Source organism: Falsiruegeria sp. JB4-1 (assembly GCF_055693495.1).
Window position 1 is genome coordinate 2277599 of sequence record NZ_JBVFTZ010000001.1, and the last position, 24135, is coordinate 2301733.

Here is a 24135-nt window from a genome sequence, read left to right on the forward strand (position 1 = left end):
TGTCGGAGTTTATTTTCGCCCAATGTGGTTTTGGATCGACAGTTAGCCTGGTTGAACTTCGGTCAGATTGGCTAAGCAAACACGCTCAGGCTCAACCATTCCGCGATCAACGCGGGGCTGTCGCTTCCTTCGATTTCGATGGTGAGAAATGTCTCGCGTTGCAACTCTGTGTCTGAACGTTTCTTTACGTCGCGCAAGACGAACCGTCCACGTAGACGTGAGCCAGCTTTGACCGGGCTGAGAAATCGAATTTTGTTGAAACCATAATTGATACCCATAACCTGGCCGTTGTAGGCGGGCAGGCAGTCATAGGCAAAGCGACTGGCCAGCGACAGCGACAGAAACCCATGTGCGATTGTGCCGCCAAAGGGCGTTTCGGCGGCCGCACGGGCAGGATCGACATGGATCCATTGCTCGTCATCCGTCACGCTGGCGAATTGATCGATCATTGCCTGATCCACCTCGATCCAATTCGACACGCCGATTTCCGTCCCGATCTTGTGTTGGTCCTGGCTGACCGCTTCGTCAATCTTGCTCATGATCTTTCCTCCTCAACCTTTGGGGTCGGGGCCGACCCGAACCATACGTTTGCCTATGTTTTCTCCTGCCAAAAGTCCGATCAGGGCATACGGGGCATTTTCTAAACCTTCGACGATATCTTCTTCGATTTTGATCTGGCCTGCCTCGACCCATTGGCGCAGGGCACGTAGCGCCGTGTCATCCTGATCTGCGAAATCCATGACGATGAATCCCTCCATCCGCAGGCGTTTGACCACCACCAACCCCGGCAGGTTCCGCGGGCCGGTGATCTGGTCGGTGTCATACTGGCTGATGGCGCCACAACAGACGATGCGTCCGCGGGTGTTCATCTGGAACACTGCTGTTTCAAGGATCTGACCGCCGACGTTGTCGAAATAGACGTCGATCCCGTCAGGGCAAGCGGAGCGCAGGGCCTTGAACAGGCCCGGCTCGCGATAGTCCACGCAGGCGTCAAAACCCAGGTCATTGACTACACGCGCGCATTTTTCCGGTCCGCCAGCGATGCCGACGACGTGGCAGCCCAATGCCTTGGCAATCTGACCGACGTAACCGCCAACAGATCCTGCAGCGGCCGAGACGACAACGGTTTCGCCAGCAGTGGGCTTAGCCCACGTTGATCAGCCCATGAAACGCTGTCTTGCCCGCGATGCCATAGACGGACATCAGATGCGACAGGGGGCGCACATCTGGAAGCTTCTCGATCCCCTGCGCAGGGCGGGTCACGTAATCTGCCCAAACGCTTTCGCTCGCCACCAAGTCGCCCGGCGCAAAGTGGGGAGAGTTGCTCTGAACTACTTCGCAGATCGCATAAGTGGGCATCGTATCACTCGCCTTTACCGCGTCACGGTAGGTGGCCCCCTGCATCCACGAACGGTTGGCGGCGTCAATCGACATCAGTATTGTACGCAGCAGGACCTCTCCGTCGCCTGGTACAGGCATTTCCGCATCTTCCAGCTTGAAGTGCTCTGGCATCAATTGAGCTTTGGGTAGTTCAGCGATGATGATTTTGCGATTTTGCATGATTTACTGCCCTTTGAACTCTGGCTTGCGTTTCTCCATGAATGCGCGGGCACCTTCCTTGTGGTCGTCACTCATCAAGGTGCGGATCATCCGGTCAGCTTCCATGTTCATGGCGGTGCGCAGGTCGGTCGAGCGTGCGCGGTTGTGGTTTTCTTTCATGTAGCGCAATGCCATGGGCGCAAAGCCTGCAATCTGCTGGGCCAGCGCTTGGGTTTCTTTCTGCAAATCCTCATCTGCAACCACGCGGTTGAACAGGCCAAGGGACAACCCTTCGTCCGGCAGAATCCGGTGGTTGGTGAAATAAACCTCTTTGGCGCGGGCCGGGCCAATGTAGTGGCTCAGCAGCCAGCTGCCGCCAAAATCGCCGCTCAACCCGATGGCGCCAAACGCCGGGTAAAGGAAGCCACTTTGTCCTGTGATCCGCAAATCGCAGGCCAGCGCGATCGACATGCCGGCACCCGCCGCAGCACCGGGTAGGGCAGCGATGGTGGGCTTGGAGTATTCGTAGAGACGCAACGAGGCCGTGTTCTGCGCCTCACGCAAATGGCTTATCATGTCGTCGGTGTTGGGTGTCGTGCCACCGGCCAGAGAACTGCCCATACCGCCAATATCACCACCGGCGCAAAACGCGCCTTCCGCACCGGTCAGTACCAGCACCCGCACGTCCGGGTCGGTCTCGGTCTCTAACAGCATCCGGCGCAGGGCCGGGGTCATCTCGTCCCCCAAAGCGTTGCGTTTGCTGGGGTTGTTCAGGGTCAAGGTCGCGACGCCGTCGGTGACAGAGCCCAATAGCATCTCAGTTCCGGTATCCAAAGTGCGTGTGGTCATTGCAATTCCTTTGTCGTTGCGCTCAATCTGCGCGGGATTGCTTGCCCGACAGATTGAGAGAGTTTGATATGGCCCGTGAATACCGCCAGAACGTTTATCAGCCGCCCAAAGGGGCCGTGGACCTGTTCCTGATCCGCCACGGCGAAAGCCAGGCGGCGATCCCGGGGCAGAGTTTCCCGATGAAAGATGGCCATGGCGACCCGGCGCTGCATTCCAATGGCGAGGTGCAGGCGGAGGCGGTAGGGCATCGGATGAAGACCGAGCCGCTGGATGCGATCTATGTCACCACGCTGGTGCGGACGCACCAAACAGCCGCGCCGTTGGCGACGCATATGGGTATGACGCCTTCGGTTGAGGCGGACTTGCGAGAGGTGAGCCTGGGCGATTGGGACGGCGGCCTCTACCGTATCAAGGCCGCCGAGGGTGCGCCCGAGTTTGCGCGCGCCAAGGCCAACCAGGAATGGGGCGAAATCCCGGGCGCCGAAACCACCGCGCAATTGCACGCGCGGGTGCGGGCCGGGCTGTTGCGCATCGCGGCCAACCACGCGGATCAGCGCGTTGCGGCCTTTGTGCATGGCGGCGTGATCGGCGCGGCGATGGCGATTGCCAGCGGGTCCGCACCTTTGCGTTCAACGGTGCGGCCAACGGCTCCATCAGCCGCCTTGTGATTCAAGGCGACACGATGGTGGTCCGTGGGTTCAACGACTGCACGCATCTGCCCTGATCCCGCTTAATCCAGAGTGATGACGACTTTGCCCATCACCTTGCGGTCCTGCATCATCTCAAGCGCGGCGGGCACCTCGGCGAGGGGAAAGCGCGCAGAGATCTGTGGTTTGACCTTACCCTCACCGTAGAACTTGAACAGTTCTGCCATGTTCTCAGCATGATTTTTGGGTTCACGGAAGACATGCGCACCCCAGAACACGCCCATAACCTGGCTGCCTTTTAGCAGCGTCAGGTTCAGCGGAATTTTGGGGATCCCAGCCGGGAAGCCCACGACCAAGAACCGGCCCTTCCACGCCAGGGCACGCAGCGCGGGTTCGGCGTAATCGCCACCAACCGCGTCATAAACCACATCAACGCCATCAGGACCGGCCAGTTTCTTGATCTCGCCCGACAGCGCCTTTTGCGCGTCTCGGTCCAGCTCGCGGGGGTAGACGATCACTTCGTCCGCGCCGACCTGCCGGCAGAACTCACCCTTTTCCTCGGAGGACACAGCCGCAATCACCTTGGCACCCGCGGCCTTGCCCAGTTCGATCGCGGCAACGCCGACGCCACCAGCCGCGCCTAGGATCAACAGGCTTTCGCCCGGCTGAATTTGCGCGCGATCTTTCAGCGCGTGATGCGAGGTGCCGTAGGTAAAGATGAAACAAGCCGCATCCTCATAGGGCATGGCGTCTGGGATCTTGATCGCGCTGGCGGCCTTGAGCGCAAGATGCGTGGCGAAGCCGCCGTGGCCGGTCAGTGCCAACACACGGTCACCAACTTCGAAGCCCGAGACGCCTTCGCCAATGGCCACCACATCACCCGCGATCTCACCGCCCGGCGCAAAGGGGCGGGGCGGCTTCATCTGGTACAAATCACGGATCATCAGTGTGTCGGGAAAGTTCACTCCGGCTGCGCGCACGCGAACGATCAACTCGCCCTTCTTGGGTTCTGGGTCCGGAAATTCGGTCAGTTCCAAGGTTTCGGGGCCGCCCACGGCGGTGCTGAGCATGGCTTTCATCTGGATGTCTCCCTGACCCTCACGGGCATGTCGTACTGCTATTTGACGTGAAGTCTTTCCCCCGGTTCCCATGTTGTCAATCGAATTTCGAAATGCAATTCTGCACAGCGGAACAGGGATCTGCATGTGGGAGGAACCATGACAGAGACGACAGAGCAGCTGAGTGCTTTTCAGGCCGAATTGCGTGCGTGGCTTGAAGAAAATTGCCCCCAGGAGATGCGCGATGGTCGCAATGATGAGACTACCATCTGCTGGGGTGGAAAGAACTGGAACTTTACGTCAGAAGCCCAAAGTACCTGGCTGCAACGCTGCGTCACCAAAGGGTATACCGTGCCAACATGGCCGGTTGAGTATGGTGGAGCCGGTCTGAGCCGTGACGAAGAGAAGGTCTTTCACGCCGAAATGGCGCGGATCAACGCGCGGTATCCATTGCAGAGCTTTGGCATCTGGATGCTTGGCCCGGCGTTGCTGCACTTTGGTACGCATGAGCAGAAACTGCATTATCTTCCCCCCATCGCGCGCGGTGAAGTGCGCTGGTGTCAGGGATATTCGGAACCGGGTGCGGGATCAGACTTGGCCAATGTACAAACCAAGTGCGAAGACATGGGCGATCATTGGCTCGTGAATGGTCAAAAGATTTGGACCTCTTATGCTGACAAGGCCGACTGGATCTTTGCCTTGGTGCGCACCGACAAGGACGCGCCCAAGCACAAGGGCATTTCCTTTGTTCTCATCAATATGGAGACCGAAGGGGTTTCGACCCGGCCGATTAAGCTGATCTCGGGTGTGTCGCCGTTCTGCGAGACCTTCTTTGATGATGTGAAATTCCCCAAGGAACAGGTTGTTGGCACCATCAATCGAGGCTGGGACGTGGCCAAATACCTGCTGACGCACGAGCGCGAGATGATCTCGGCAGCTGGCGGGTCGATGGGCACGGGTCGTCCTTTGGGCGCTGTGATTGCCGATTGCGAAACCGGTGCGACTGATCCGGTCTTGCGGGGCGATGCGATGCGAGCCGAGGTGGATACTCTGGCCGTGGAACTGACACTCGAACGTTACAAGGATCAGGCCGAGGCCGGTGGCAGTGTTGGCGATGCATCAGCCATGTTGAAATACATGGGAACCGAGCTGAACAAGCGGCGGCTGGAACTTCTGATGGCGGCTGGTGGCTCTGACGCCTTGGAATGGGACGAAGGCAGCGCGCCCAACTGGCTGCGAACCAAGGCCAATTCGATCGAGGGTGGCACATCCGAAGTGATGCTCTCGATCCTGTCGAAACGTGTTTTGGGACTTCCGGGGTAAGGCATCATGGCAAAACTGGTAGCAACAGAAGAAGAGGTCATGCTGGCCGACGCCGCACGCGGGTTCCTAGACGAGGCCGCACCTGTGTCTCATCTGCGCGGATTGCGCGATGCGGGCAAGACAGAAGACAAGGCTTTGTGGAAGTCCATGGCCGACATGGGCTGGGCGGGCATTCTGGTGCCCGAAAGCGCCGGAGGGTCCGACATGGGCCATGCCGCGGCCTGTGTTCTGGCGGGTGAGATGGGCAAGACGTTGGCAACGAGCCCGTTCATTTCTACCGCTGTGATCGCGGCCACGGCTTTGCGTCAGGTGGCGGACGAGCGGGCAAACGCAGCGCTCGCGCGGATCGCGTCGGGTGACGTGACGTATGCCTTGGCGGTGGATGAAAGCGCCAAGTTCAACCCTGAGGCCACGCAGTTGAGTGGGGATCGCGAAGGTAATGGGTTCCGCCTGAACGGTTCCAAAGGGTTCGTCGTGGATGGCGGTAATGCCGACCGTATTCTGGTTCTTGCCCGGACGGGCGAGGGGCTGACCTTGTTCGACCTGCCTGCGGACCGCGAGGGTATCACGCGCGGGTCCAAATCGATGATCGATAGCCGGAATGCTGCAACAGTGGAGTTCAAAGACGTTGAGGCCACAGGCGAAGATGTTCTGGGGCAAGTGGACGACGCGATGACGGTTCTGAAGCCAGCCACCGAGGCTGGGCAGGCTGCTTTGGCAGCAGAAATGGCCGGTGTTGCGGCAGGGGCCTTTGGTCTGACCGTTGAATACTTGAAAGAGCGCAAGCAGTTCGGCGTGCCCATTGGTGCATTTCAGGCGTTGCAACACCGCGCGGCGCATCTGTGGTGCGAATGTGAGGTGACGGCGTCGGCCATCCTGAACGCAGGTCGGAAACTGGACGAAGACCCTGAAAATGCCACCCTCGCCGTGTCGTTGGCCAAAGCCCGAGCGACCGACACCGTGCAATTGGCTGTGCAGGAAGGTGTGCAGATGCATGGCGGGATCGGCATGACCGACGCCTTTGACATGGGCTTTTACATGAAACGCGCCCGCGTAGGTGCCGAATGGCTGGGCGACTATGGATACCACGCGAACATCGTCGCGCAAGCACGCGGATTTTAAGGATTTATCATGACACCTGAAACTCTATTCTCTCTCCACGGTAAGACAGCGCTGGTTACAGGCGGAGCCACTGGCATCGGGCGCATGGCCGCCGAAGCCTTGGTTCGGGCTGGTGCGCGGGTCCTGATCGCATCGCGCAAGGGCGATGCTTGCGAGGCGGTAGCCGCGCAACTCAATGAACTGGACGCGCCTGGATCGGCCGAAGGTTTTGCCGGGGACGTAGGTTCGGCCGAAGGCATTGATGCCATGGTTGCCGAAGTAAAAAGCCGCACGGAAACCCTTGATATCCTGATGAATAACTCTGGCGTGACTTGGGGAGCGCCGATGGGTCAATTCCCGCATGAAGCCTGGGAAAAGGTGATGAATGTGAACGTCGCGGGCGTGTTCGACCTGACCCAAAAGCTGCTGCCGATGCTCATGGCTTCGGCTAAAGATGGCGATCCGGCTCGGGTGATCAATGTCGGCTCGGTGATGGGCGAGATTCCAATGGGCGACGGGGCTTACAGCTATTCCGCGTCCAAAGCTGCCGTCATGCATCTCTCGAAAGTCATGGCCAAAGAACTGGCAGGTTACAATGTCACCGTGAACTCGCTGGCCCCGGGGCCGTTTGTTTCGCGCATGACAGCCTTTGCCACTGCGGACGAAGAAAAGCGCGCCAAAGTGGGCAGCGATGTGCCTTTGGGCCGTGTGGGCCGGGACGAGGACATCGCGGGGTGCATGTTGTTCCTGTGCGGACGCGGCGGGGCTTATGTCACGGGCGCGATCATTCCGGTGTCGGGCGGCATCAACGTGATGTCTGGCCACAACATCTTTGAAAAAGCACTCTAAGGGACGGAAAACATGAGCATTCGTTTTGACGGCCGCGTAGCCATTGTCACCGGGTCAGGTATTGGATTGGGGCGCTCTCATGCTCTTGGGCTGGCCGAGCGTGGCGCAAAGGTAGTGATTAACGACCTGGGCGTTTCAACCGACGGGCAAGGTACCTCGTCCGATGCAGCAGAGTCCGTGGTGGCCGAGATCAAGGCCATGGGCGGCGATGCGATTGCCCATGGCGCTGACGTTTCAAACGAAGAACAGGTGGCCGACATGGTCGCCAAGACGATGGAGGCCTTCGGCCGGATCGACATCGTGGTCAACAACGCGGGCATCTTGCGGGATAAGACGTTTTCGAAAATGACCATGGCGGACTTCCGCAAGGTGGTAGAGGTCCACCTGATCGGCTCTGCCAATGTCACCCATGCTTGCTGGCCCATCATGCGAGAGCAGGGGTATGGGCGTGTGGTGCTGACCTCTTCGGCGTCGGGCCTCTACGGTAACTTTGGTCAGTCCAACTATGGCGCGGCCAAGGCGGCGATGATGGGCATGATGAACGTGCTGCACCTTGAAGGCGCGCGTGACGACATCCGCGTCAACTGTCTGGCACCTACGGCGGCCACGCGAATGACCGAAAGCCTGATGCCGCCAGAGGCGCTGGAGCTGCTGAAACCAGAAACCATCACGCCCGGTCTGCTCTATCTGGTTAGCGAAGATGCCCCGTCGCGGGTGATCATGTCCGCGGGTGCAGGTTGTTTTGCGCAAACGCGTGTCTATGAAACGCCCGGTATCCTGCTGGAAGGGGGCGATAACACACCCGAAAACGTGGCGGCGCAGTTTGCGCAGATGAACGATGGTGAAGGTCAAGAGGAACTGACCGACGCTTTTGCCCAAACCAAGAAATATGCCCGCAAGGCAGCCGAGGCCGCTGGCCTTACGCTCCCGTGGTGAGCACAACTTCCCAAGGAAATATGACGTGACTCAAATGCATCCAAACCTTCAAGGGCTGCGCATTCCGTTGATCGGTTCGCCGCTCTTTATCATCTCGAACCCTGAACTGGTGATCGCACAGTGCAAAGCGGGCATCATCGGCTCTTTTCCGGCGCTGAATGCGCGTGAGGCCGACGGAGAGCCGCCGCTGCTGGAGGCTTGGCTGAAACGGATCACCGAGGAACTCGACCGGCACAACCAGGAAAACCCGGACAATCCGGCAGCGCCCTATGCGGTCAACCAGATCGTGCACCGCTCGAACGGACGGCTGGATCGGGATCTGGAGATTTGTGCGAAATGGAACGTGCCGGTCTGGATCACGTCCCTTGGCGCACGGGTCGAGGTTAATGAGGCCGCGCATTCCTGTGGCGGCGTAGTGCTGCACGACATCATCAACAACACCTTTGCCAAAAAGGCGATCGACAAGGGCGCTGACGGCCTGATCGCTGTGGCAGCTGGGGCAGGCGGTCATGCGGGGCAGCAATCGCCGCTCGCGCTGATCCGCGAAATCCGCTCGTGGTTTGATGGGCCTGTGGCTTTGTCCGGTGCGATTGCCTGTGGCGAGAGCCTGCTGGCTGCACGCGCCATGGGGGCTGATTTCGGCTATATGGGTTCGCCTTTTATCGCCACGCACGAGGCCAACGCGCAAGAAGAATACAAGCGGATGATCGTCGACAGCACCGCTGAGGATATTGTCTATTCCTCGCTCTTTACAGGTGTCAGTGGCAACTATCTCAAGAAATCGGTGGAACGCGCCGGGATGGACCCGGACAACCTGCCGTCGGCGGATGCGTCTTCGATGAACTTCTCAAGCGGGTCATCCAAACCTAAAGCTTGGAAAGAGATCTGGGGATCGGGACAAGGCATTGGCGACGTAAAAGACATTGTTGGCACTGGTCAGCTGGTGGACCGCGTGGCCGCCGAATACAAGGCCGCAGGCAAGCGTCTGGCGGTCGAGTTTGCGGGGTAGACCATGCCAGAACTGATGGTCGTCCGTCACGCGCAAGCCTCGTTCGGGGCGGACAACTATGACCAACTCAGCGAGCTTGGGCATCGCCAGTCCGCTTTGGCGGGCGAAGCCTTACGCGAAATGGGTTGGGTGCCGGACCGATTGGTCACCGGCACTCTGACTCGGCAGAAAGAGACCCTGCATTCGATGGGGTTCACGGACGCGCCCGAAGAACACGCAGGCTGGAATGAGTATGATTTCCACGACCTGCTGCGGGTGAAACACGGCGGCACCATTCCTGATTTGGTGCAGCACGACCGCAAAACGCACTTTCGCACACTGCGCGAGACTTTGCGGGAATGGCAGGATGCTGGATTGGACGGTGCCGTTGAAAGCTGGGTCGACTTCAAGGCCCGCATTCAGGCCGCTCGCCAGTTTTCGACCGACACAGATGCGCAAAAGGTACTGGTGGTCAGTTCCGGCGGCGCCATTGGGCAGCTCGTGGCCAGCGCCATGAGCGCCCCGCCCGAGCAGATGATTGCGCTGAACTTGCAGGTGAAGAATACCTCGATGACGCGGTTTATCTTTTCGACCCGCGCTTTCTTTTTGCACGAATTCAACGCGACGCCGCATTTTGCCCCCAAGGCGCGCGCAGATATGCTGACCTACAGCTAAGGAGCAGATCATGACCAACACCGCTCAAACCCTCGATCTGGATGTGGTTGACGCCTATCTGCGCGAACACCTGCCGGGGTATGAGGGACCGCTTGAGGCCGACAAGTTCGAAACCGGGCAATCGAACCCGACCTTTCTGTTAAAAACCCCGAAGCAGAACTATGTCCTGCGGCGCAAACCACCGGGGGTTTTGCTGAAATCGGCCCATGCGGTGGATCGCGAGTTCCGGGTGCAAAGCGCGCTTGCGGATACGGATGTGCCGGTGGCCAAAATGCATCTGTTGTGTGAAGACGATGATGTCATCGGCTCGGCGTTTTACGTGATGGAGCATCTCGATGGGCGCAACTTCTCGCAGCCCACAATGGAGAGTGAGACCAACGAGACGCGCACAGCCGTGATTGATGAGATGAACCAGGTGCTGGCGGCGTTGCATTCGGTGGACATCGACGCGGTCGGCCTGTCGGATTATGGCCCACCGGGCAACTATTTTGAGCGTCAGATCGGGCGCTGGACCAAGCAATATCGGGCCTCGGAAACCGACAGCATTGCCGAGATGGATGAGCTGATCGAAGCGCTGCAAGCTTCAATTCCCGAAGATGATGGACAGCGCACGCTGGTTCATGGTGATTATCGCATCGACAACATGATGTTCGAAAAGGGCGGCACCCGGTGTCTGGGTGTGCTGGACTGGGAGCTGTCGACCATCGGACACCCCTTTGCCGATCTGGCCGCGGTGATCATGCAATGGCAATTGCCGCCGGGCAAAGAGGGACGCGGGATGGCCGGGCTGGATCGGGCGTCGCTTGGTCTGCCAACAGATCAGGAGTTCATCGCCAAATACTGCCAACGGCGCGGGCTTGCGGGCATCGATAATTTTGGCTTCTACCTGTCATTCAATTTCTTCCGCATGGCCTCGATCATCCAGGGTGTCTATAAACGGGCGCTGGATGGCAACGCATCGAACCCCGAGCGGGCGATGATGTTGGGCGCCTATGTCAAGGTTTTTGCCGGGCACGGGCTGGCGGCCCTCAAAGGCTAGAGGGCAGGGGATGGACCAAGCAGGCATCGAGGGCGATGACGGCAAAGATCGAAATTTTGTCACCGCGTTGGCGCGGGGACTGGATGTGTTGCGCTGCTTCCGTCCGGGCGAAACCTCGCTGACCAATCTGGATTTGTCTGAGCGAACCGCCCTGCCAAAACCCACCATCTCTCGCCTGACGCATACCCTGTGTCAGCTGGGCTATCTGGTCCATGACCCAAGCAGCGGCTCCTATCGCTTAGGCGTGGGGGTGCTGCAACTGGGGTTCGGCGTGTTGGCGGGCATGGACATCTGCGACCGCGCGGCGGATGTGCTGCGCACACTGCGTAACGGTCCGAACTCTTACATCACCGCCGCCTTGGGAGAGGTCCATCGGGCCGAGGTAATCTATGTTGCGGTTCACCGCTCAAGAGAGGATGTGTCGCTGTCTATGCATGTTGGCGCGCGCCTGCCGCTCTTTCGATCGGCCATCGGTCGCGCCATCTTGGCGGGTCTTCCTGATGACGCTCGGAAGACGGCTATTGCCAACGGGGTGAAGGACGGTGCGGGGAGCGAGGCGGAATTGACGCGAGCCATGCGCATGGCCTGCGATGAGTTCGCGTCCAAAGGCTATTGCACCGGATATGGCGAATGGCGCGCTGATGTAAACGGCTTGGCCGTGCCGGTGTTTTCGTTGGATGGCGCGCGTGTGTTTGGACTGAACGTTGGCGGACCCGCTTTTCATGTGTCGCCACAAGAATTGGAGCGCGACTATTCCGGGCTGTTGACGGAAGCTGCCGCTTTTCTAAGCTTCAAGCCCTGAAAAACAAATCATTTTGTTGACTTTGCGTCAGACTGTGCAAGCCTGAGAAGGTCCAAGGCGGAAACCGCCAGGGCTTGGATTAGGGAGGAGAAATCCAATATGCGCAATAAAAAACTGTTTGGTTTGACCACTGCTTTGGCTCTGACGTTGAGCGCTGCAGCCAGTTACGCGGAAAATATCAAAATTGCTTTCATTGACCCGCTTTCGGGGCCGTTTGCGGCCACGGGTGAGGACGGCTTGCACCAGTATGAATTTGCAGCAGACATGCTTGTAAACGAAAAGGGTGGTGTCCTGGACGGTCAGATGTTTGAGATCGTGCCGTTTGATAACAAGATCAGCGCCAAAGAGTCGCTGATCCAGCTTCAGGTTGCGATCGATCAGGGCATTAGGTTCATTGCCCAAGGGAACTCGTCCGGCGTTGCAAACGCACTGACAGATGCCATCAACAAGCACAACAAGCGAAACCCGGACAAGCAGGTTCTGTTCTTGAACTATTCGGCTGTGGACCCGGCGCTGACCAACGACAAGTGCAACTTCTGGCACTTCCGCTTTGATGCAAATGCCGACATCAAGATGGATGCGCTGACAGATGTGATCGCGGGTAACGAAGATATCAAAAAAGTCTACGTTATTGGTCAGGACTACTCGTTTGGTAAGGCTGTTGCCGCGGCAGCGGTCAAGTTCCTGGGCGAAAAGCGTCCCGACATCGAAATCGTCGGCAATGAGCTGCACCCGATCGGCAAGATCAAGGACTTCACGCCCTATGGTCGCAAGATCATGGCTGCCGAAGCGGACGCCGTGATCACCGGCAACTGGGGTGCAGACATGCGTGGTCTGGGCAAGGCGATCCTGGAAAACGGCTATGATGGTCCGATCTATACCTACTATGCCGCCGGCACCGGTATTACGGCTGCGTTTGGTGAATCCGGCAAGGGTTCGCTGAAATTGGTTGGTGAGGGACAGATCAACCCGCCGGTCTCGGATCGCGCCGATGCCTATTCAAAAGCGTTCAAAGAGAAATATCCCGATGATGATCTGGGGCAGCCGCGCATCGCCAATGTGATCGAAATGCTGGCGCGTGCGATCAACGATGCAGGTACCGCAACCGATATGGTTGCTGTTGCCACTGCGCTCGAAGGGATGGAGCATGACTCGATCTGGGGCACCAAGATCAAGATGCGTGAGCAGGATCACCAGGCGATCCAAGCGGTTCACATCCAGGCGCACACCGATGATGTGACCCATGACATGGACAACTCGGGCTATGGTCTGCTGGTGGAAAACACTGTCGAAATGGCGTCGGCAGATGCACCGACCACCTGCAAAATGAAACGCCCCTGATGGGGTGACAGACCCCGCCCGGTGTCGGGCGGGGTCGAATTTACGCTGTCAGGGCCTCTTCGATCTCTGGAAGCGTTTCTTTGCCAAAGAACATCTCATCCCCCACAAACATTGTGGGCGATCCAAAAACACCACGGCTCACGGCAGAGGATGTGGCGTCAATCAGGCCCTGTTTGACGGGCTGATCTTGCGTTGCCTCGATGATTTGTTTGGCAGGCAGATCGTTTTCGCGCAGAACGTCGGTGATGACAGCGGGGTCATCCATCTTTTGCCCATGCACCCACATTGCATCAAAGATTGCGTCTATATACTTGCTTTCCCATTCTTTTCCTTGCGCAAAGACTGCGCCGCGCATCACGCCAATGGTCATCACCGGGAAATGCGGGTTCATGTGAAAGGTCAGGTCATGGCGTTTGATAAAGCGCTGAGTTTCTTGGGCATGGTATTGAAGCTTGCCTTGCACACTGCCGAAGGCTTGCATCGGACTTTGGTTGTTTGTCGCTTTGAATACACCGCCCAACAGGATGGGTTGATAGCTCACGGATACCCCAAATCGTGCTGCCAGATCGGGCAGGGTCTTGTGCACCAGATAGGCGTTCGGAGATCCGAAATCATAAAGAAAATCAATAACTTTAGTCACCATCTTTCTCCAAATGGGCGCAGGTCCAATTCAAAGGTCCAGGCGTCTCGGGTCTGATGCTGCAACGTCCAATAGGCCTCGGCCACGGACATGGGATTCATCAGAGTATCTTCGGGCAGTGTATCAGGATTGTGACCAGATTGCGCGATGCGATCACGCACAAAGGCAGTGTCGACGCCAGCATCGATCACCAGGTGGGCGACATGAATGTTCTTTGGCCCCAGTTCCTTGGCCATACTTTGCGCCAAGGCGCGCAAACCGGATTTTCCAGCCGAAAACGCCGCATAGCCGCTGTTGCCGCGCATCGAGGCGGAGGCGCCGGTAAAGAAGATGTTGCCGCGACCGCGGGGCACCATGTACCGCGCCGCCTCGCGCCCCGACAGAAAGCCCGCAAAACAGGCCATTTCCCAGACCTTGCGAAAAACCCTCGAAGTGGTGTCCAGAATGGGGAAGCGCACGTTGCCGCCGACGTTGTAAATCACCGTTTCAATCGGGCCGACTTCGTCCTCGACCTGCTTGAAAACGGACATGACGCTGTCTTCGTCGCGCGCATCCAGCGTGTAACCGATGGCGGTGCCGCCCTCGGCCTCGATCTCGGCCACCAGCGGGGCGAGCTTGTCGCCATTGCGACGGCCCATACAGACGGTGAACCCTCCGCTGGCAAAGCGTTTGGCAATAGCCGCGCCGATATAGTCCCCCGCACCGACGATCAGAACAACGGGTCCGCTCATAGCGACCACGCTTTTTGTAGGGCAGGCCGGGCCATCAACCGGTCGGCATAGGGTTGAAGGTTCGGTTTGTCCGAAAAATCGGCTCCCAATCGACCCGACATAATAATGGAATGACCCGTCATAATATCAGCGGCGGTGAACTCACCGGCCAGAAACTCGCGCCCCTCAAGGTGGTTGTTCACTGCCATCAGCATCTGGTTCAGCAGCTTGGTGGCACGTTTCACATTCACCTCGGTCCGCCGCTCTGGCGGCAACAGGATGGTTTCCACGACGATAGAATTTATCGGCGGCATGATCATGCCTTCGCAATAATGCAACCATTGCAAATAGTTGGCGAACTCTGGTGAGCCAACCTCTGGCTGCAATCGACCCTCGCCATAAAGCGCCAGAACATATTGCACGATGGCACCGGATTCAAAGATGGTCACGCCCTTATCTTCCAGCGCGGGCACTCGTCCCATGGGATGCACCTTCAAGTAATCCGGCTCGCGCATGGCCCGATCGCCAAGCGTGAACTTCTCAATCTCATAGTCCACCCCCAACTCTTCAAGCAGCCACGCGATGCGTACGGCGCGGGTATTCTGTGCGTAATAGAGCTTCATCAGACCTCCCAAAATTGACCGGAAATTGACAGATGGACCGGCCTGTGGGAAAGGTGACTACAAAAAATGAAGGGTGTCAACGATGAGCCGAAATGACCTCGCGGACACGTTGTGTCCGGTATCGCGCGCAGTCGAGCGGGTTGGGGATCCGTGGGTTTTGATGATCCTGCGGGAAATGTTCATGGGACGAAGGCGGTTCGAGGACATGCAGCGGTTAACCGGCGCATCGCCACATATCCTCAGCAACCGTCTCAAGCGTTTGTGCTCCGATGATATTCTGGAAAAACGACGCTACAGCGAGCGTCCGGTCAGATACGAATATCACCTTACTGAAAAAGGCCACGACCTTTGGCCAGTCATCATCATGCTCAAATCTTGGAGCGATAAGTGGTTGGATTCTGAAGGAACGGTAAATCTGACACATAAATCTTGTGGTCATACAATTGAACCCAAGGTCACTTGCCCGGAATGTGCACAAACACTCGACGCGCGACAAATCACGGCCGATATTGACCCTGCGTTACGGGCAGAAAACCAAAGCCGTCGCACAGGGAGAGGAACATGATGCCAGAAAACTTCTTTGTACGAACCGACCACGACAATGGGATTGTGGAAGTCGGTTTGAACCGTGCGCCTGTCAATGCCCTCAGTCCTGAGTTTCTGTTCTCTTTCCGCGATCTATTGAATGACTTGGCAAAGGATGGCGAAGTGCGCGCTATCGTCCTGACCAGCCCGTTCAAGGTATTCTCTGCCGGTTTGGATTTGAAAGAAGCGCAAACTTTTGACCTAGAACAACAAAACGCAATCGTCGAAGGGTTGAACGTGGGTTTCCTAAGCCTTTTCGCCAATCCAAAACCGGTCGTTTGTTCGGTTGACGGCGCTGCTATCGCTGGTGGTTTGTTTTTTGTTTTGGGCAGTGATGTTCGCGTCGCAAGCTCTCGCGCCAAATTGGGGTTGGCTGAGGTTCGAGTTGGCGCGAATTTTCCAATTGGCCCTCTGGAAATCGCACGTGCATCACTGGCGCCCGACGCCTTGCGGCGATTGATGCTTACCGGACAACCATTGAATGCCCAAGAGGCCTTTCGCTACGGAATTCTGGACGCAGTAACGGAAGACAGTTCTCGCGAACAGGCCATGAAGGAAGCTAAATCTTTGGCAGAGCTTCCACCACAAACATTTGCCTCGATCAAACAACAAATCCGCGGCAGTGCAATCGGGATAATTGAACATGCCATGCAGGATGAAGCAAACCGTTCTGACACTGGGTGGTTCAACGAAGAAACCAGAGCCGCGATGAAACGGATGATCGGCTAAATGGGGTCTTTGATTGAATTTGAGCAGAAAGAGCAACTGGCGATCGTCTGTTTGAACCGACCTGACGCACTGAACGCTTTGTCGCGTGAATTGGTTTCACAACTGACCCAAATGTTCCGCGAGCTTTCTGAGCGTTCTGATTTGCGTGCCATTGTGATGTCGGGCAGGGGGCGGGCTTTTTGTGTTGGGGTCGACCTGAAGGAAATGTCAGAGTCTGATGCTGTGTCCGAGCAGTTTGCGTGGCATGGGCCTGACAGCCTGTTTTCAGTTGTAAGATCTTGCCCTCATCCGATCATCAGTGCGGTGAATGGCTATGCAATTACCGGGGGCTTGGAATTGGCGCTTCTTGGCGATTTCATAATTGCATCCGCAGACGCGGTTTTTGCTGACACCCATGCTCGTGTGGGCATTACTCCAAGTTGGGGCATGACACAGGTTTTGCCACGCCTCGTCGGTATCAATCGTGCCAGGCAAATGAGTCTGACGGGGGAATTTGTACGTGCTGACAAAGCTTTGGAATGGGGACTTGTGAACGAGGTCGTCCCACCTGACACCCTGATGGATCGCGCCGTCGAACTGGCAACACAGATTGCGGGCACTGATGCCGTCACCATGCGCCGCATACGTGGATTGATTGCCGAAGGGGCAGACTTGCCGCTGGATCAAGCTCTGCAGCGAGAAATAGAGGTTTTTGACAAGCATATGTCATCCATATCGGCGTCGAATATTGCCGAGGGGCGTGAGCGGGCGACGCAACGTGGACGACAGATGGCTGAATCAAGTAAGAAAGAACATTAATAATGACCCTTAGGGAATTGAAAAATATAAATTTTGAAAGGCTGGATCGCATCTCACTTTGGATGGATCGATATGTGGCCGAGCGGAAATATGCAGGTTGTTCAGCATTGGTTTTTCATGGCGGGCGCGAGGTGTATTTCGGGGCCACCGGAAAGCGCAGCCTTGAACAGGATCAGCCGTTCGAGCGCAACACGATAGCGCGTATCTATTCGATGACAAAGCCAATCACATCCGTTGCGATTATGATGTTGGCTGAACGTGGGCTGTTTCATTTGGATGCACCGGTGTCCAATTTCATACCGTCTTTCAATGATATGCAGGCGCTTGTTCCAGGTGCAGAGCGCATCGATCAAGTCGAACCAAGCAAACCACCCACTCTGCACCAACTGCTGACCCACACCAGCGGATTGAGTTATCCGTTCAATCCCGGTGTGTTGCCGCAAGCGATGGAGGAGCGGGATCTTCTGTTCAAACCCAATCAGGGCGCGCTTTCCGGCATGGTCGATCAGGTTGCCGCGCTTCCGCTGGCGTTTCAACCGGGGTCACGCTGGGAGTACTCGGTCAGCACTGACATTCTTGGGCGTGTGGTTGAGGTCGTTTCCGGGAAATCGCTGGGAGAGTTCTTTGCAAGCAACATTTTCGAACCGCTTGGCATGGATGAGACTGCTTTTTCCATCGATCCGGCCAAGCTGGGACGGTTTGCGTCGCTATACACACCGCTCGCAGGGGATGCGATGGCGCTCAATGATGCGAGCACGGATGGCGACACGCTCAGGCTGTTTGACGAGGCGGGCTCCTCACCGTTTGAAGGTGCACGGATGCAGTCTGGCGGTGGCGGCCTTGTGGGCACCCTCGACGACTATATGAAATTTGTGGAAATGCTGCGGCTCGGCGGAATTTGCGACGGCGTGCGGTTGCTCAGTCCAAGTACCCTTGGCTTCATGATGAGAAACCACTTGCCAGGTGACATAGCTTCCATGGGCCCTCAGAGTTTTGCCGAGCAACCCATGGAAGGGATGGGGTTTGGTCTTGGCGGTGCTGTGGTTCTGGATCCCGCGCGTGCACGTTGCCCAGGGCATTTTGGTGATTTCAGCTGGGGCGGCATGGCCTCGACGTTCTTCTGGACAGACCCTCAGGCCGATTTGTCGGTCGTCTTTTTTACACAGCTGTCGCCGTCGAGCTCGTACCCATCGCGCGCAGAGCTCAAAGCCTTGGTACATGGAGCATTGGTTGAATGACTACGGACCGTAAAATCCTGTGGACACCATCGAATGAGCGATCCGAGCAAAGCAGGATGGCTGATTTCACCCGTTGGATTGAAGAACACAAAGGACGCCGCTTTGATACCTACAATGAACTTTGGACCTGGAGTGTAACGGACCTGGACGGGTTCTGGTCAGCCATCTGGGAGTACTTTGACATCCGTTCCGATGTCAGCCCTGTAGAGGTACTGGCTGAGCGAAAGATGCCTGGTGCGGTCTGGTTCCCGGGTGTGCAAGTCAATTTCGCAGAGCAGATGTTGCGGCATGCTTTGACGAAACCGGATGCCACCGCACTGATTGTTCAATCGGAAACCTTTGGACGACGAGAGATAACCTGGGCTGAATTGGCAGCGCAAGTCGCGAGTGTCGCGGCAAACTTGCGCGCCCACGGGGTGACCAAGGGAGACCGTGTGGTCGCAATCCTGCCCAATACCGAGGTGTCGATCATTGCCTGTCTGGCCACAGTCAGCATTGGGGCAATTTGGTCACTTTGCGCACCGGATATGGGACATGTCGCTATTCTGGATCGGTTCAAGCAGATCGAACCCAAGGTGTTGATCGCTCAGGACGGGTATGTGCATGGCGGTAAGACCTATGACAAACAGGACGTTCTGGCCGAAATCAGGCAAGGTCTGCCCACAGTTGAAACAACGATTTTGGTTCCTGTCGTTGGCACGCCAACCGAAGGTGCGTTGGCATGGGATGATCAAATCACGACGGATGCCGATCTTACATTTGAAAAGGTCGAGTTCGATCACCCGATCTGGGTGGTTTATTCGTCGGGTACCACCGGAAACCCCAAACCGATCGTTCATGGTCATGGTGGGATACTGCTGGAAGGTGCGAAACAGTCGTTGCATCAGGACCTGGGACCAGATGATCGGTTCTGCTGGCTGACAAGCTCCGGGTGGGTGATGTGGAACGCGCAATTTGTGGCCTTGGGGCAGGGCGCTTGCGTACTGGCCTTTGACGGTGCCCCCAATCATCCCGATATGATGTCGCTATGGCGGACAGTCGCAGAAGAACGAATTACTTATCTTGGTCTTGGAGCGGCTTATGTCACTGTATGTGCGAAGTCAGGCATTCGACCGATTGATGATCTGGACCTGAGCGCTCTTGTTTCTGTTGGTACGACTGGATCGCCGCTTACCTCGGACGGTTACGCCTGGATCTATGACGCGGTAGGCGATGATATTTGGTTGGCGCCAATTTCAGGTGGCACCGATTTCTGTGGTGCCTTTGTCGGCGGCAACCCGATGCTGCCGGTTCGTGCCGGTGAGATGCAGTGCCGACTGCTTGGCAACGCGGTGCGCAGTTTCGACCCATTTGGAAAGGAACTCTTTGATGAAGTCGGGGAGCTGGTATGCACAGAACCCTTGCCGTCGATGCCGTTGTTCTTTTGGGGCGACACAGACGGTACCCGATTGCATGACAGTTATTTCGATACCTATCCGGGTATCTGGCGCCACGGGGACTGGATCGAGATCTCGCAAGATGGCGGCTCGGTTATTTACGGTCGTTCAGACGCCACGATCAACCGCAAGGGGCTTCGCATGGGATCGTCCGAGATCTATCAGGCGGTTGAGGGCCTGGAGGACATCCTGGACAGTCTCGTCGTCGATCTGGAGTTTCTGGGGCGCGACAGCTTTATGCCGCTGTTTGTCGTGACAGTCGACAACACACCGCTGAGTGATACGACAAAAGACAAGATCAACGCGGCCATCCGTTCGTCGATTTCGGCACGTTTCGTACCAAACGAGATTGTTCAGATCGCCGAAGTCCCCAGAACCCTGTCTGGTAAAAAGCTGGAAGTTCCCGTGAAAAAGCTGCTACTTGGCGGTGACCCGGCCAAGGTGGTCAATCGGGATCTCGATGGTGAACCCGGACAGTTTCGACGTGTTTGTCGAGTACGCCCGCTCCCGGGACCTGGCCTAGCATAAGGTTGCACTCATGACCGACGCCGAAACCAAGCTCCTTGATTTGCTGGATATAGAACGGCTTGAAGTTGATTTGTTTCGCGGTGTTGGATCAGGCGGGGAAACCACAACACGAATTTACGGGGGCAAGTCATTGCCCAAGCTTTGGCGGCTGCCTATCGGACTGTACCCGATCGCTTGTGCCATTCGCTGCATGCCTATTTTATCCGTCCAGGTGATCCGTCCATTCCGGTCATCTATTCGGTTGATCGGGCTCGCGATGGCGGTAGCTTCACCACCCGTCGGGTTGTTGCCATTCAACATGGCAGGCAAATCCTGAACATGTCAGCGTCATTCCACGTTCGGGATGAAGGTTGGGACTACCAACACCCGATGCCACAGGTTGACCGACCGGAAACGCTCGAATCCCGCGAGGCCGTGCACGATAAATACATCGACCGCATACCCGAGAAGCACCGCGCCGAGTTTCTGCGCCAGCGCCCCATCGAGATCCGAGAAGTGGCGCCGCGGGATCTATTCGACCCTGAGCCTACAGATGACGTCAATCATCTGTGGTTCCGCATGTCGGCAGCGGCTGGGGCTAACCCTCAAATGCAGCACATTCTACTTGCTTATGCCTCGGACATGGCGTTGCTAAGTTCAGCACTCAGACCTCATGGGCTGAGTTGGTTCAAAGGAGAAGTAAACGGTGCCAGTCTGGATCATGCTATGTGGTTTCACGCGCCCATTCAATTTCAAGACTGGCACCTGTACTCAATGGATGCTCCCTTCTCTGGTGGCGGTCGAAGCTTCAACCGCGGCTCGATTTATCAAGCCGATGGCACATTGGTCGCGAGTGTCGCACAAGAAGGTTTGATGCGCCCCAATCGAAAAAAACCGAGTTGAGGCGCAATTTCGATCAGTCGAGTTTGCCACCGAACTGTCGATTGAGCTTTTTCATGCCTCCGAGCCACCGGTCGTAGTCGGCTGTTTTCATTCGGATGTAGTCCAGAACTTGTGGATGGGGCAATACTAGGAACGTTCCGGTTCGAATGGCCTCGATACAGGCGTCAGCGACATCTTCGGGTTCCAGCATGCCGTCCATTGCGGCAACGGATTCCTCGTGCCCCCGTGTCATTTCTGACCTAACCGCTTGTGGGCACAAAACCGAAACGCCAATCCCATCGTCGGCGTGACTCATCGCCAACCACTCCGCTAACCCAACAGAGGCATGTTTCGTAACACCATAAGGAGCAGCTCCAACTTGGTTGAGTAACCCCGCTGCAGACGCCGTGTTCAGAAGATACCCACCACCCCGTTCTACCATGCGCGGGATCACGTGGCGCGCCGCCCAAACTTGGGACATCACGTTGATATCCCAAATCTTTTGCCAGTCTTCATTACTTGCGTCGACACCGCCTAGCGTCAAGATTCCAGCGTTTGAACAGAATATGTCGATCGGCCCAATTTCTGTTTCAACCTGATCGACAAGGTTCTTTATGTCTTCTTCAACGCCAACATCGGTCGCGATGGCAATACCGTTTATCTCATCGGCGACAGCCTGAGCACCTTCAAGATTTCGGTCCGAGCAAATGACCTTTTTCGCCCCATTTGCAGCAAATCTTTGAGCCAGAGCGCGACCAATGCCGCTGGCTGCTCCGGTTACGACGATGATCTTGTTTTCTACTTCCATTTCAACCTCTAGCTGGGGTGATATTCTGTTTTAGCTGCCAAGTTCAGCCAGGCAGGCTGTTTGTATTCCACGACGATCAATCTTGTCAGTCGTGCCGCGGGGCAGGGGATCCGACTGAATCCAAAGGTGTTCCGGTAATTTGAACCGCGCTATTCTGTCAGACAGGAATTCCAGAATTTCTGATTGAGACACCGACCAGCCCGGTCGGGTTTGAACGGCGGCGCCGACAACTTCTCCTAACCTTGGATGCGGAACAGGAAAGGCGCAGGACTCCAGAATAGCCGGATGCTGATGCAACACGCCCTCGACATCCAGACAGGCGATGTTTTCGCCACCTCGGATGATGATGTTCTTCTTTCGATCAACAATCGTAATGATACCATCCGCATCGATCATTCCGAGGTCACCGGTTTTGAACCAGCCGTTCTGCAGTGCTTCAGCTGTTTCTTCAGGTTTGTTGATATAACACTGCATGTTACAGGGACTTTTTACAGTCATTTCACCGACAACACCGACTGCAACTGGTTCTCCGTCGTCATCCAGAAACTTCATTTCCTGAAGCGGTGGGTGAAGACGCCCTGCAGCGCCGGGCTGCGCGACATATTCCTCTCCTGAAAAGCCAATACCGATCGCATTGGTTTCAGTCATTCCCCAACCGGTTGCGATTTCTGCCTGAGGGAACGAACGAGCCAGTTCACTGACTTGTGCGGCGGGACGCTTAGCGCCACCAGCAACGATATGAGTCAAGGTTTCAAGCGTCTTTCCAGCGGCTTGCGCTGCAATTTGAATGTCAGCTGATTGGGTGGGAACCCCAACAAATCGTGTTACACCTTCAGCTTGGATAAGGCGAACCGCGGTTTCGGCATCCCATTTGTCCATCAATACAACTTTTGCACCAGCAGGCAGGCTGAGCAGAAAGCCTGGATGCGAAGCTGTGACGTGAAAAAGCGGTGTAGTTATCATTGTCACTGGGCGCGGTTTTTCGGCATTTGCGTCTTCAGGCGGTGAAATCAAAGGTGCAATGGCAGCTTGCAATAGCCATGTGAAAACAGCATTTACAGCGCCACGGTGGGTGAGGGCGACCCCTTTGGGGTCACTGGTGGTGCCCGAAGAATACATGATGGCATAATCACTGTCCGGATCTATCGGAACTGTTGGCCAAGTGATGTCCGGGTCCTGAGAAAGAATACTAGCGTAGTTGATTTCCGCTTGTCCGTCTCGCGTTCCGATCAAAGTCAAACCGCGTTTTGGTACCAGAGGTGCCAAGTTTTCGATACGTTGGGCATCCGCAAATATAATTTTAATATCAGTATCTTGAACAGCATAATCTAGTTCGTCAGTTGTCCACCATGAATTTAGAAACACTGCTGTCGCCCCAACGGAGCTGATGGCCATCATGAGCACCATCATTTCGGGACAGTTTCTCATTGAGATGCCCACACGATCACCAATGCCGACCTTAAGTTCGACCTGAAGTGCTCGAGCCAAACGTTTAACTTCATTGCAAAACTCATCGTATGAGTAACGTCGGTCTTCGAAGACCAGGTATTCCGATTGACCGTTATCCTGTGGTTCTCGGCTAGCTTGCAGTAAGGCGCGCAAGTTTTCGGGAATATTTTTAAACACTGTATATTCGACGCCTGCAACAATAGCAGTCGTGGTTTCGAAAACATGTTCATTCTCTAGCACATGTTGGACGGCGGCATGATAACTTAAGGCGGCCATCAAACGATGCCTTTTTCCGTGGACATGCGATATACCTCCCCAGATTCCCTCACGCCATTGGCACTCAGGGTAGACAGGAAGGAAACGTCTGCCAATATCAGGTGACGGAACGTTCAAAGTTGGTATCTGTGGTGTTTGCTGTATCCAGTTATTTACCATAATATCGATTACACGCACTTTGAACGTGACCGCAAAGCTTTGTTTAATACTCTCAAAGAAATTGTTTCTCTTGTTTTGGGGTTCGTTTTGCAGAGAAATTCTGAAACGCTGCCCCCTTAGATAGGAAGCTCGAGTCTGGAAATGTAGA

Annotated in this window: 25 protein-coding genes and 1 pseudogene; 16 read left to right on the plus strand and 10 right to left on the minus strand. The window is 56.3% G+C overall.

Annotation, left to right across the window (positions count from 1 at the left end):
• Positions 1–71: 71 nt before the first annotated feature.
• The 4 genes from ACZ1HE_RS11655 to ACZ1HE_RS11670 all read right to left on the minus strand — a co-directional run bounded on the left by ACZ1HE_RS11655 (position 72) and on the right by ACZ1HE_RS11670 (position 2388).
• Positions 72–539, minus strand: a complete 468-nt coding sequence (locus tag ACZ1HE_RS11655) for a MaoC family dehydratase (protein WP_472620953.1) — start codon at positions 537–539, stop codon at positions 72–74.
• Positions 540–551: 12 nt separating this feature from the next.
• Positions 552–1064, minus strand: a complete 513-nt coding sequence (locus tag ACZ1HE_RS11660; protein ID WP_472620955.1) for a zinc-binding dehydrogenase — start codon at positions 1062–1064, stop codon at positions 552–554.
• A 79-nt stretch (positions 1065–1143) separates the two neighbouring features.
• The gene (locus tag ACZ1HE_RS11665) at positions 1144–1560 is read right to left on the minus strand and encodes a hypothetical protein (protein ID WP_472620957.1); all 417 of its coding nucleotides are present in this window, start codon (positions 1558–1560) and stop codon (positions 1144–1146) included.
• Between the two features lie 3 nt (positions 1561–1563).
• Positions 1564–2388: an enoyl-CoA hydratase gene (locus ACZ1HE_RS11670; RefSeq protein ID WP_472620959.1), complete on the minus strand. Its 825-nt coding sequence runs from the start codon at positions 2386–2388 to the stop codon at positions 1564–1566.
• Between the two features lie 68 nt (positions 2389–2456).
• On the opposite strand from ACZ1HE_RS11670, the gene ACZ1HE_RS11675 reads away from it, so the two are divergent.
• Positions 2457–3056, plus strand: coding sequence for a histidine phosphatase family protein (locus ACZ1HE_RS11675; RefSeq protein WP_472620961.1), 600 nt, complete (start codon positions 2457–2459; stop codon positions 3054–3056).
• A 62-nt stretch (positions 3057–3118) separates the two neighbouring features.
• Here ACZ1HE_RS11675 and ACZ1HE_RS11680 read toward each other — a convergent pair whose 3' ends face one another.
• The gene (locus tag ACZ1HE_RS11680; protein ID WP_472620963.1) at positions 3119–4114 is read right to left on the minus strand and encodes an NADPH:quinone oxidoreductase family protein; all 996 of its coding nucleotides are present in this window, start codon (positions 4112–4114) and stop codon (positions 3119–3121) included.
• 138 nt (positions 4115–4252) lie between these two features.
• Between ACZ1HE_RS11680 and ACZ1HE_RS11685 the strand changes: the two genes are divergently transcribed.
• From ACZ1HE_RS11685 to ACZ1HE_RS11725, 9 genes are all read left to right on the plus strand, one after another.
• Positions 4253–5416, plus strand: coding sequence for an acyl-CoA dehydrogenase family protein (locus ACZ1HE_RS11685; RefSeq protein ID WP_472620965.1), 1164 nt, complete (start codon positions 4253–4255; stop codon positions 5414–5416).
• A 6-nt stretch (positions 5417–5422) separates the two neighbouring features.
• Entirely contained in the window at positions 5423–6538 is a 1116-nt protein-coding gene (locus ACZ1HE_RS11690) for an acyl-CoA dehydrogenase family protein (protein WP_472620967.1), read from the plus strand.
• Between the two features lie 9 nt (positions 6539–6547).
• Entirely contained in the window at positions 6548–7366 is an 819-nt protein-coding gene (locus ACZ1HE_RS11695; RefSeq protein WP_472620969.1) for an SDR family NAD(P)-dependent oxidoreductase, read from the plus strand.
• 12 nt (positions 7367–7378) lie between these two features.
• Complete coding sequence (locus ACZ1HE_RS11700) at positions 7379–8302, plus strand: SDR family NAD(P)-dependent oxidoreductase (RefSeq protein WP_472620971.1); 924 nt, start codon at positions 7379–7381, stop codon at positions 8300–8302.
• Positions 8303–8336: 34 nt separating this feature from the next.
• A complete protein-coding gene (locus tag ACZ1HE_RS11705; RefSeq protein ID WP_472624455.1) occupies positions 8337–9311 on the plus strand; it encodes an NAD(P)H-dependent flavin oxidoreductase in 975 nt (324 codons plus the stop codon).
• A 3-nt stretch (positions 9312–9314) separates the two neighbouring features.
• Complete coding sequence (locus ACZ1HE_RS11710; protein ID WP_472620973.1) at positions 9315–9965, plus strand: histidine phosphatase family protein; 651 nt, start codon at positions 9315–9317, stop codon at positions 9963–9965.
• A 10-nt stretch (positions 9966–9975) separates the two neighbouring features.
• Entirely contained in the window at positions 9976–11004 is a 1029-nt protein-coding gene (locus ACZ1HE_RS11715) for a phosphotransferase family protein (RefSeq protein ID WP_472620975.1), read from the plus strand.
• 10 nt (positions 11005–11014) lie between these two features.
• The gene (locus ACZ1HE_RS11720) at positions 11015–11806 is read left to right on the plus strand and encodes an IclR family transcriptional regulator (protein ID WP_472620977.1); all 792 of its coding nucleotides are present in this window, start codon (positions 11015–11017) and stop codon (positions 11804–11806) included.
• A 99-nt stretch (positions 11807–11905) separates the two neighbouring features.
• Positions 11906–13147, plus strand: coding sequence for a branched-chain amino acid ABC transporter substrate-binding protein (locus ACZ1HE_RS11725; protein WP_472620979.1), 1242 nt, complete (start codon positions 11906–11908; stop codon positions 13145–13147).
• Between the two features lie 40 nt (positions 13148–13187).
• On the opposite strand, the gene ACZ1HE_RS11730 is transcribed toward ACZ1HE_RS11725, so the two are convergent.
• Genes ACZ1HE_RS11730 through ACZ1HE_RS11740 form a run of 3 tightly spaced genes read right to left on the minus strand, consistent with a single transcriptional unit; the run spans position 13188 to position 15120 of the window.
• Entirely contained in the window at positions 13188–13787 is a 600-nt protein-coding gene (locus ACZ1HE_RS11730) for a DsbA family protein (protein WP_472620981.1), read from the minus strand.
• A complete protein-coding gene (locus ACZ1HE_RS11735) occupies positions 13784–14518 on the minus strand; it encodes an SDR family oxidoreductase (protein WP_472620983.1) in 735 nt (244 codons plus the stop codon). Before ACZ1HE_RS11735 ends, ACZ1HE_RS11730 begins: the two co-directional genes overlap by 4 nt.
• Positions 14515–15120, minus strand: a complete 606-nt coding sequence (locus ACZ1HE_RS11740) for a glutathione S-transferase family protein (RefSeq protein ID WP_472620985.1) — start codon at positions 15118–15120, stop codon at positions 14515–14517. The genes ACZ1HE_RS11735 and ACZ1HE_RS11740 overlap by 4 nt, the downstream gene beginning before the upstream one ends.
• A gap of 82 nt (positions 15121–15202) precedes the next feature.
• On the opposite strand from ACZ1HE_RS11740, the gene ACZ1HE_RS11745 reads away from it, so the two are divergent.
• The 6 genes and pseudogenes from ACZ1HE_RS11745 to ACZ1HE_RS11770 all read left to right on the plus strand — a co-directional run bounded on the left by ACZ1HE_RS11745 (position 15203) and on the right by ACZ1HE_RS11770 (position 21316).
• Positions 15203–15685, plus strand: coding sequence for a winged helix-turn-helix transcriptional regulator (locus ACZ1HE_RS11745; protein WP_472620987.1), 483 nt, complete (start codon positions 15203–15205; stop codon positions 15683–15685).
• Positions 15682–16434 carry an enoyl-CoA hydratase/isomerase family protein gene (locus ACZ1HE_RS11750; RefSeq protein WP_472620989.1) on the plus strand — a complete coding sequence of 251 codons (753 nt, stop codon included), beginning with the start codon at positions 15682–15684 and terminating at the stop codon, positions 16432–16434. Before ACZ1HE_RS11745 ends, ACZ1HE_RS11750 begins: the two co-directional genes overlap by 4 nt.
• A complete protein-coding gene (locus ACZ1HE_RS11755) occupies positions 16435–17232 on the plus strand; it encodes an enoyl-CoA hydratase (protein WP_472620991.1) in 798 nt (265 codons plus the stop codon).
• Positions 17233–17294: 62 nt separating this feature from the next.
• A complete protein-coding gene (locus tag ACZ1HE_RS11760; protein WP_472620993.1) occupies positions 17295–18470 on the plus strand; it encodes a serine hydrolase domain-containing protein in 1176 nt (391 codons plus the stop codon).
• Positions 18467–20434, plus strand: a complete 1968-nt coding sequence (locus ACZ1HE_RS11765; protein WP_472620995.1) for an acetoacetate--CoA ligase — start codon at positions 18467–18469, stop codon at positions 20432–20434. Before ACZ1HE_RS11760 ends, ACZ1HE_RS11765 begins: the two co-directional genes overlap by 4 nt.
• A gap of 10 nt (positions 20435–20444) precedes the next feature.
• A pseudogene (locus ACZ1HE_RS11770) lies at positions 20445–21316 on the plus strand (acyl-CoA thioesterase).
• Positions 21317–21329: 13 nt separating this feature from the next.
• Here ACZ1HE_RS11770 and ACZ1HE_RS11775 read toward each other — a convergent pair.
• The gene (locus tag ACZ1HE_RS11775; RefSeq protein ID WP_472620997.1) at positions 21330–22103 is read right to left on the minus strand and encodes an SDR family oxidoreductase; all 774 of its coding nucleotides are present in this window, start codon (positions 22101–22103) and stop codon (positions 21330–21332) included.
• A 30-nt stretch (positions 22104–22133) separates the two neighbouring features.
• The gene (locus ACZ1HE_RS11780) at positions 22134–23828 is read right to left on the minus strand and encodes a class I adenylate-forming enzyme family protein (protein ID WP_472620999.1); all 1695 of its coding nucleotides are present in this window, start codon (positions 23826–23828) and stop codon (positions 22134–22136) included.
• Positions 23829–24135: the final 307 nt, after the last annotated feature.

Bases quoted from the DNA above. Each gene is read 5' to 3' on its own strand.
- ACZ1HE_RS11655 (WP_472620953.1), bottom strand. From the start codon at position 539: ATGAGCAAGATTGACGAAGCGGTCAGCCAGGACCAACACAAGATCGGG.
- ACZ1HE_RS11665 (WP_472620957.1), bottom strand. From the start codon at position 1,560: ATGCAAAATCGCAAAATCATCATCGCTGAACTACCCAAAGCTCAATTG.
- ACZ1HE_RS11670 (WP_472620959.1), bottom strand. From the start codon at position 2,388: ATGACCACACGCACTTTGGATACCGGAACTGAGATGCTATTGGGCTCT.
- ACZ1HE_RS11675 (WP_472620961.1), top strand. From the start codon at position 2,457: ATGGCCCGTGAATACCGCCAGAACGTTTATCAGCCGCCCAAAGGGGCC.
- ACZ1HE_RS11680 (WP_472620963.1), bottom strand. From the start codon at position 4,114: ATGAAAGCCATGCTCAGCACCGCCGTGGGCGGCCCCGAAACCTTGGAA.
- ACZ1HE_RS11685 (WP_472620965.1), top strand. From the start codon at position 4,253: ATGACAGAGACGACAGAGCAGCTGAGTGCTTTTCAGGCCGAATTGCGT.
- ACZ1HE_RS11690 (WP_472620967.1), top strand. From the start codon at position 5,423: ATGGCAAAACTGGTAGCAACAGAAGAAGAGGTCATGCTGGCCGACGCC.
- ACZ1HE_RS11695 (WP_472620969.1), top strand. From the start codon at position 6,548: ATGACACCTGAAACTCTATTCTCTCTCCACGGTAAGACAGCGCTGGTT.
- ACZ1HE_RS11700 (WP_472620971.1), top strand. From the start codon at position 7,379: ATGAGCATTCGTTTTGACGGCCGCGTAGCCATTGTCACCGGGTCAGGT.
- ACZ1HE_RS11705 (WP_472624455.1), top strand. From the start codon at position 8,337: ATGCATCCAAACCTTCAAGGGCTGCGCATTCCGTTGATCGGTTCGCCG.
- ACZ1HE_RS11710 (WP_472620973.1), top strand. From the start codon at position 9,315: ATGCCAGAACTGATGGTCGTCCGTCACGCGCAAGCCTCGTTCGGGGCG.
- ACZ1HE_RS11715 (WP_472620975.1), top strand. From the start codon at position 9,976: ATGACCAACACCGCTCAAACCCTCGATCTGGATGTGGTTGACGCCTAT.
- ACZ1HE_RS11720 (WP_472620977.1), top strand. From the start codon at position 11,015: ATGGACCAAGCAGGCATCGAGGGCGATGACGGCAAAGATCGAAATTTT.
- ACZ1HE_RS11725 (WP_472620979.1), top strand. From the start codon at position 11,906: ATGCGCAATAAAAAACTGTTTGGTTTGACCACTGCTTTGGCTCTGACG.
- ACZ1HE_RS11735 (WP_472620983.1), bottom strand. From the start codon at position 14,518: ATGAGCGGACCCGTTGTTCTGATCGTCGGTGCGGGGGACTATATCGGC.
- ACZ1HE_RS11740 (WP_472620985.1), bottom strand. From the start codon at position 15,120: ATGAAGCTCTATTACGCACAGAATACCCGCGCCGTACGCATCGCGTGG.
- ACZ1HE_RS11745 (WP_472620987.1), top strand. From the start codon at position 15,203: ATGAGCCGAAATGACCTCGCGGACACGTTGTGTCCGGTATCGCGCGCA.
- ACZ1HE_RS11750 (WP_472620989.1), top strand. From the start codon at position 15,682: ATGATGCCAGAAAACTTCTTTGTACGAACCGACCACGACAATGGGATT.
- ACZ1HE_RS11755 (WP_472620991.1), top strand. From the start codon at position 16,435: ATGGGGTCTTTGATTGAATTTGAGCAGAAAGAGCAACTGGCGATCGTC.
- ACZ1HE_RS11760 (WP_472620993.1), top strand. From the start codon at position 17,295: ATGGATCGATATGTGGCCGAGCGGAAATATGCAGGTTGTTCAGCATTG.
- ACZ1HE_RS11765 (WP_472620995.1), top strand. From the start codon at position 18,467: ATGACTACGGACCGTAAAATCCTGTGGACACCATCGAATGAGCGATCC.
- ACZ1HE_RS11775 (WP_472620997.1), bottom strand. From the start codon at position 22,103: ATGGAAGTAGAAAACAAGATCATCGTCGTAACCGGAGCAGCCAGCGGC.
- ACZ1HE_RS11780 (WP_472620999.1), bottom strand. From the start codon at position 23,828: ATGGCCGCCTTAAGTTATCATGCCGCCGTCCAACATGTGCTAGAGAAT.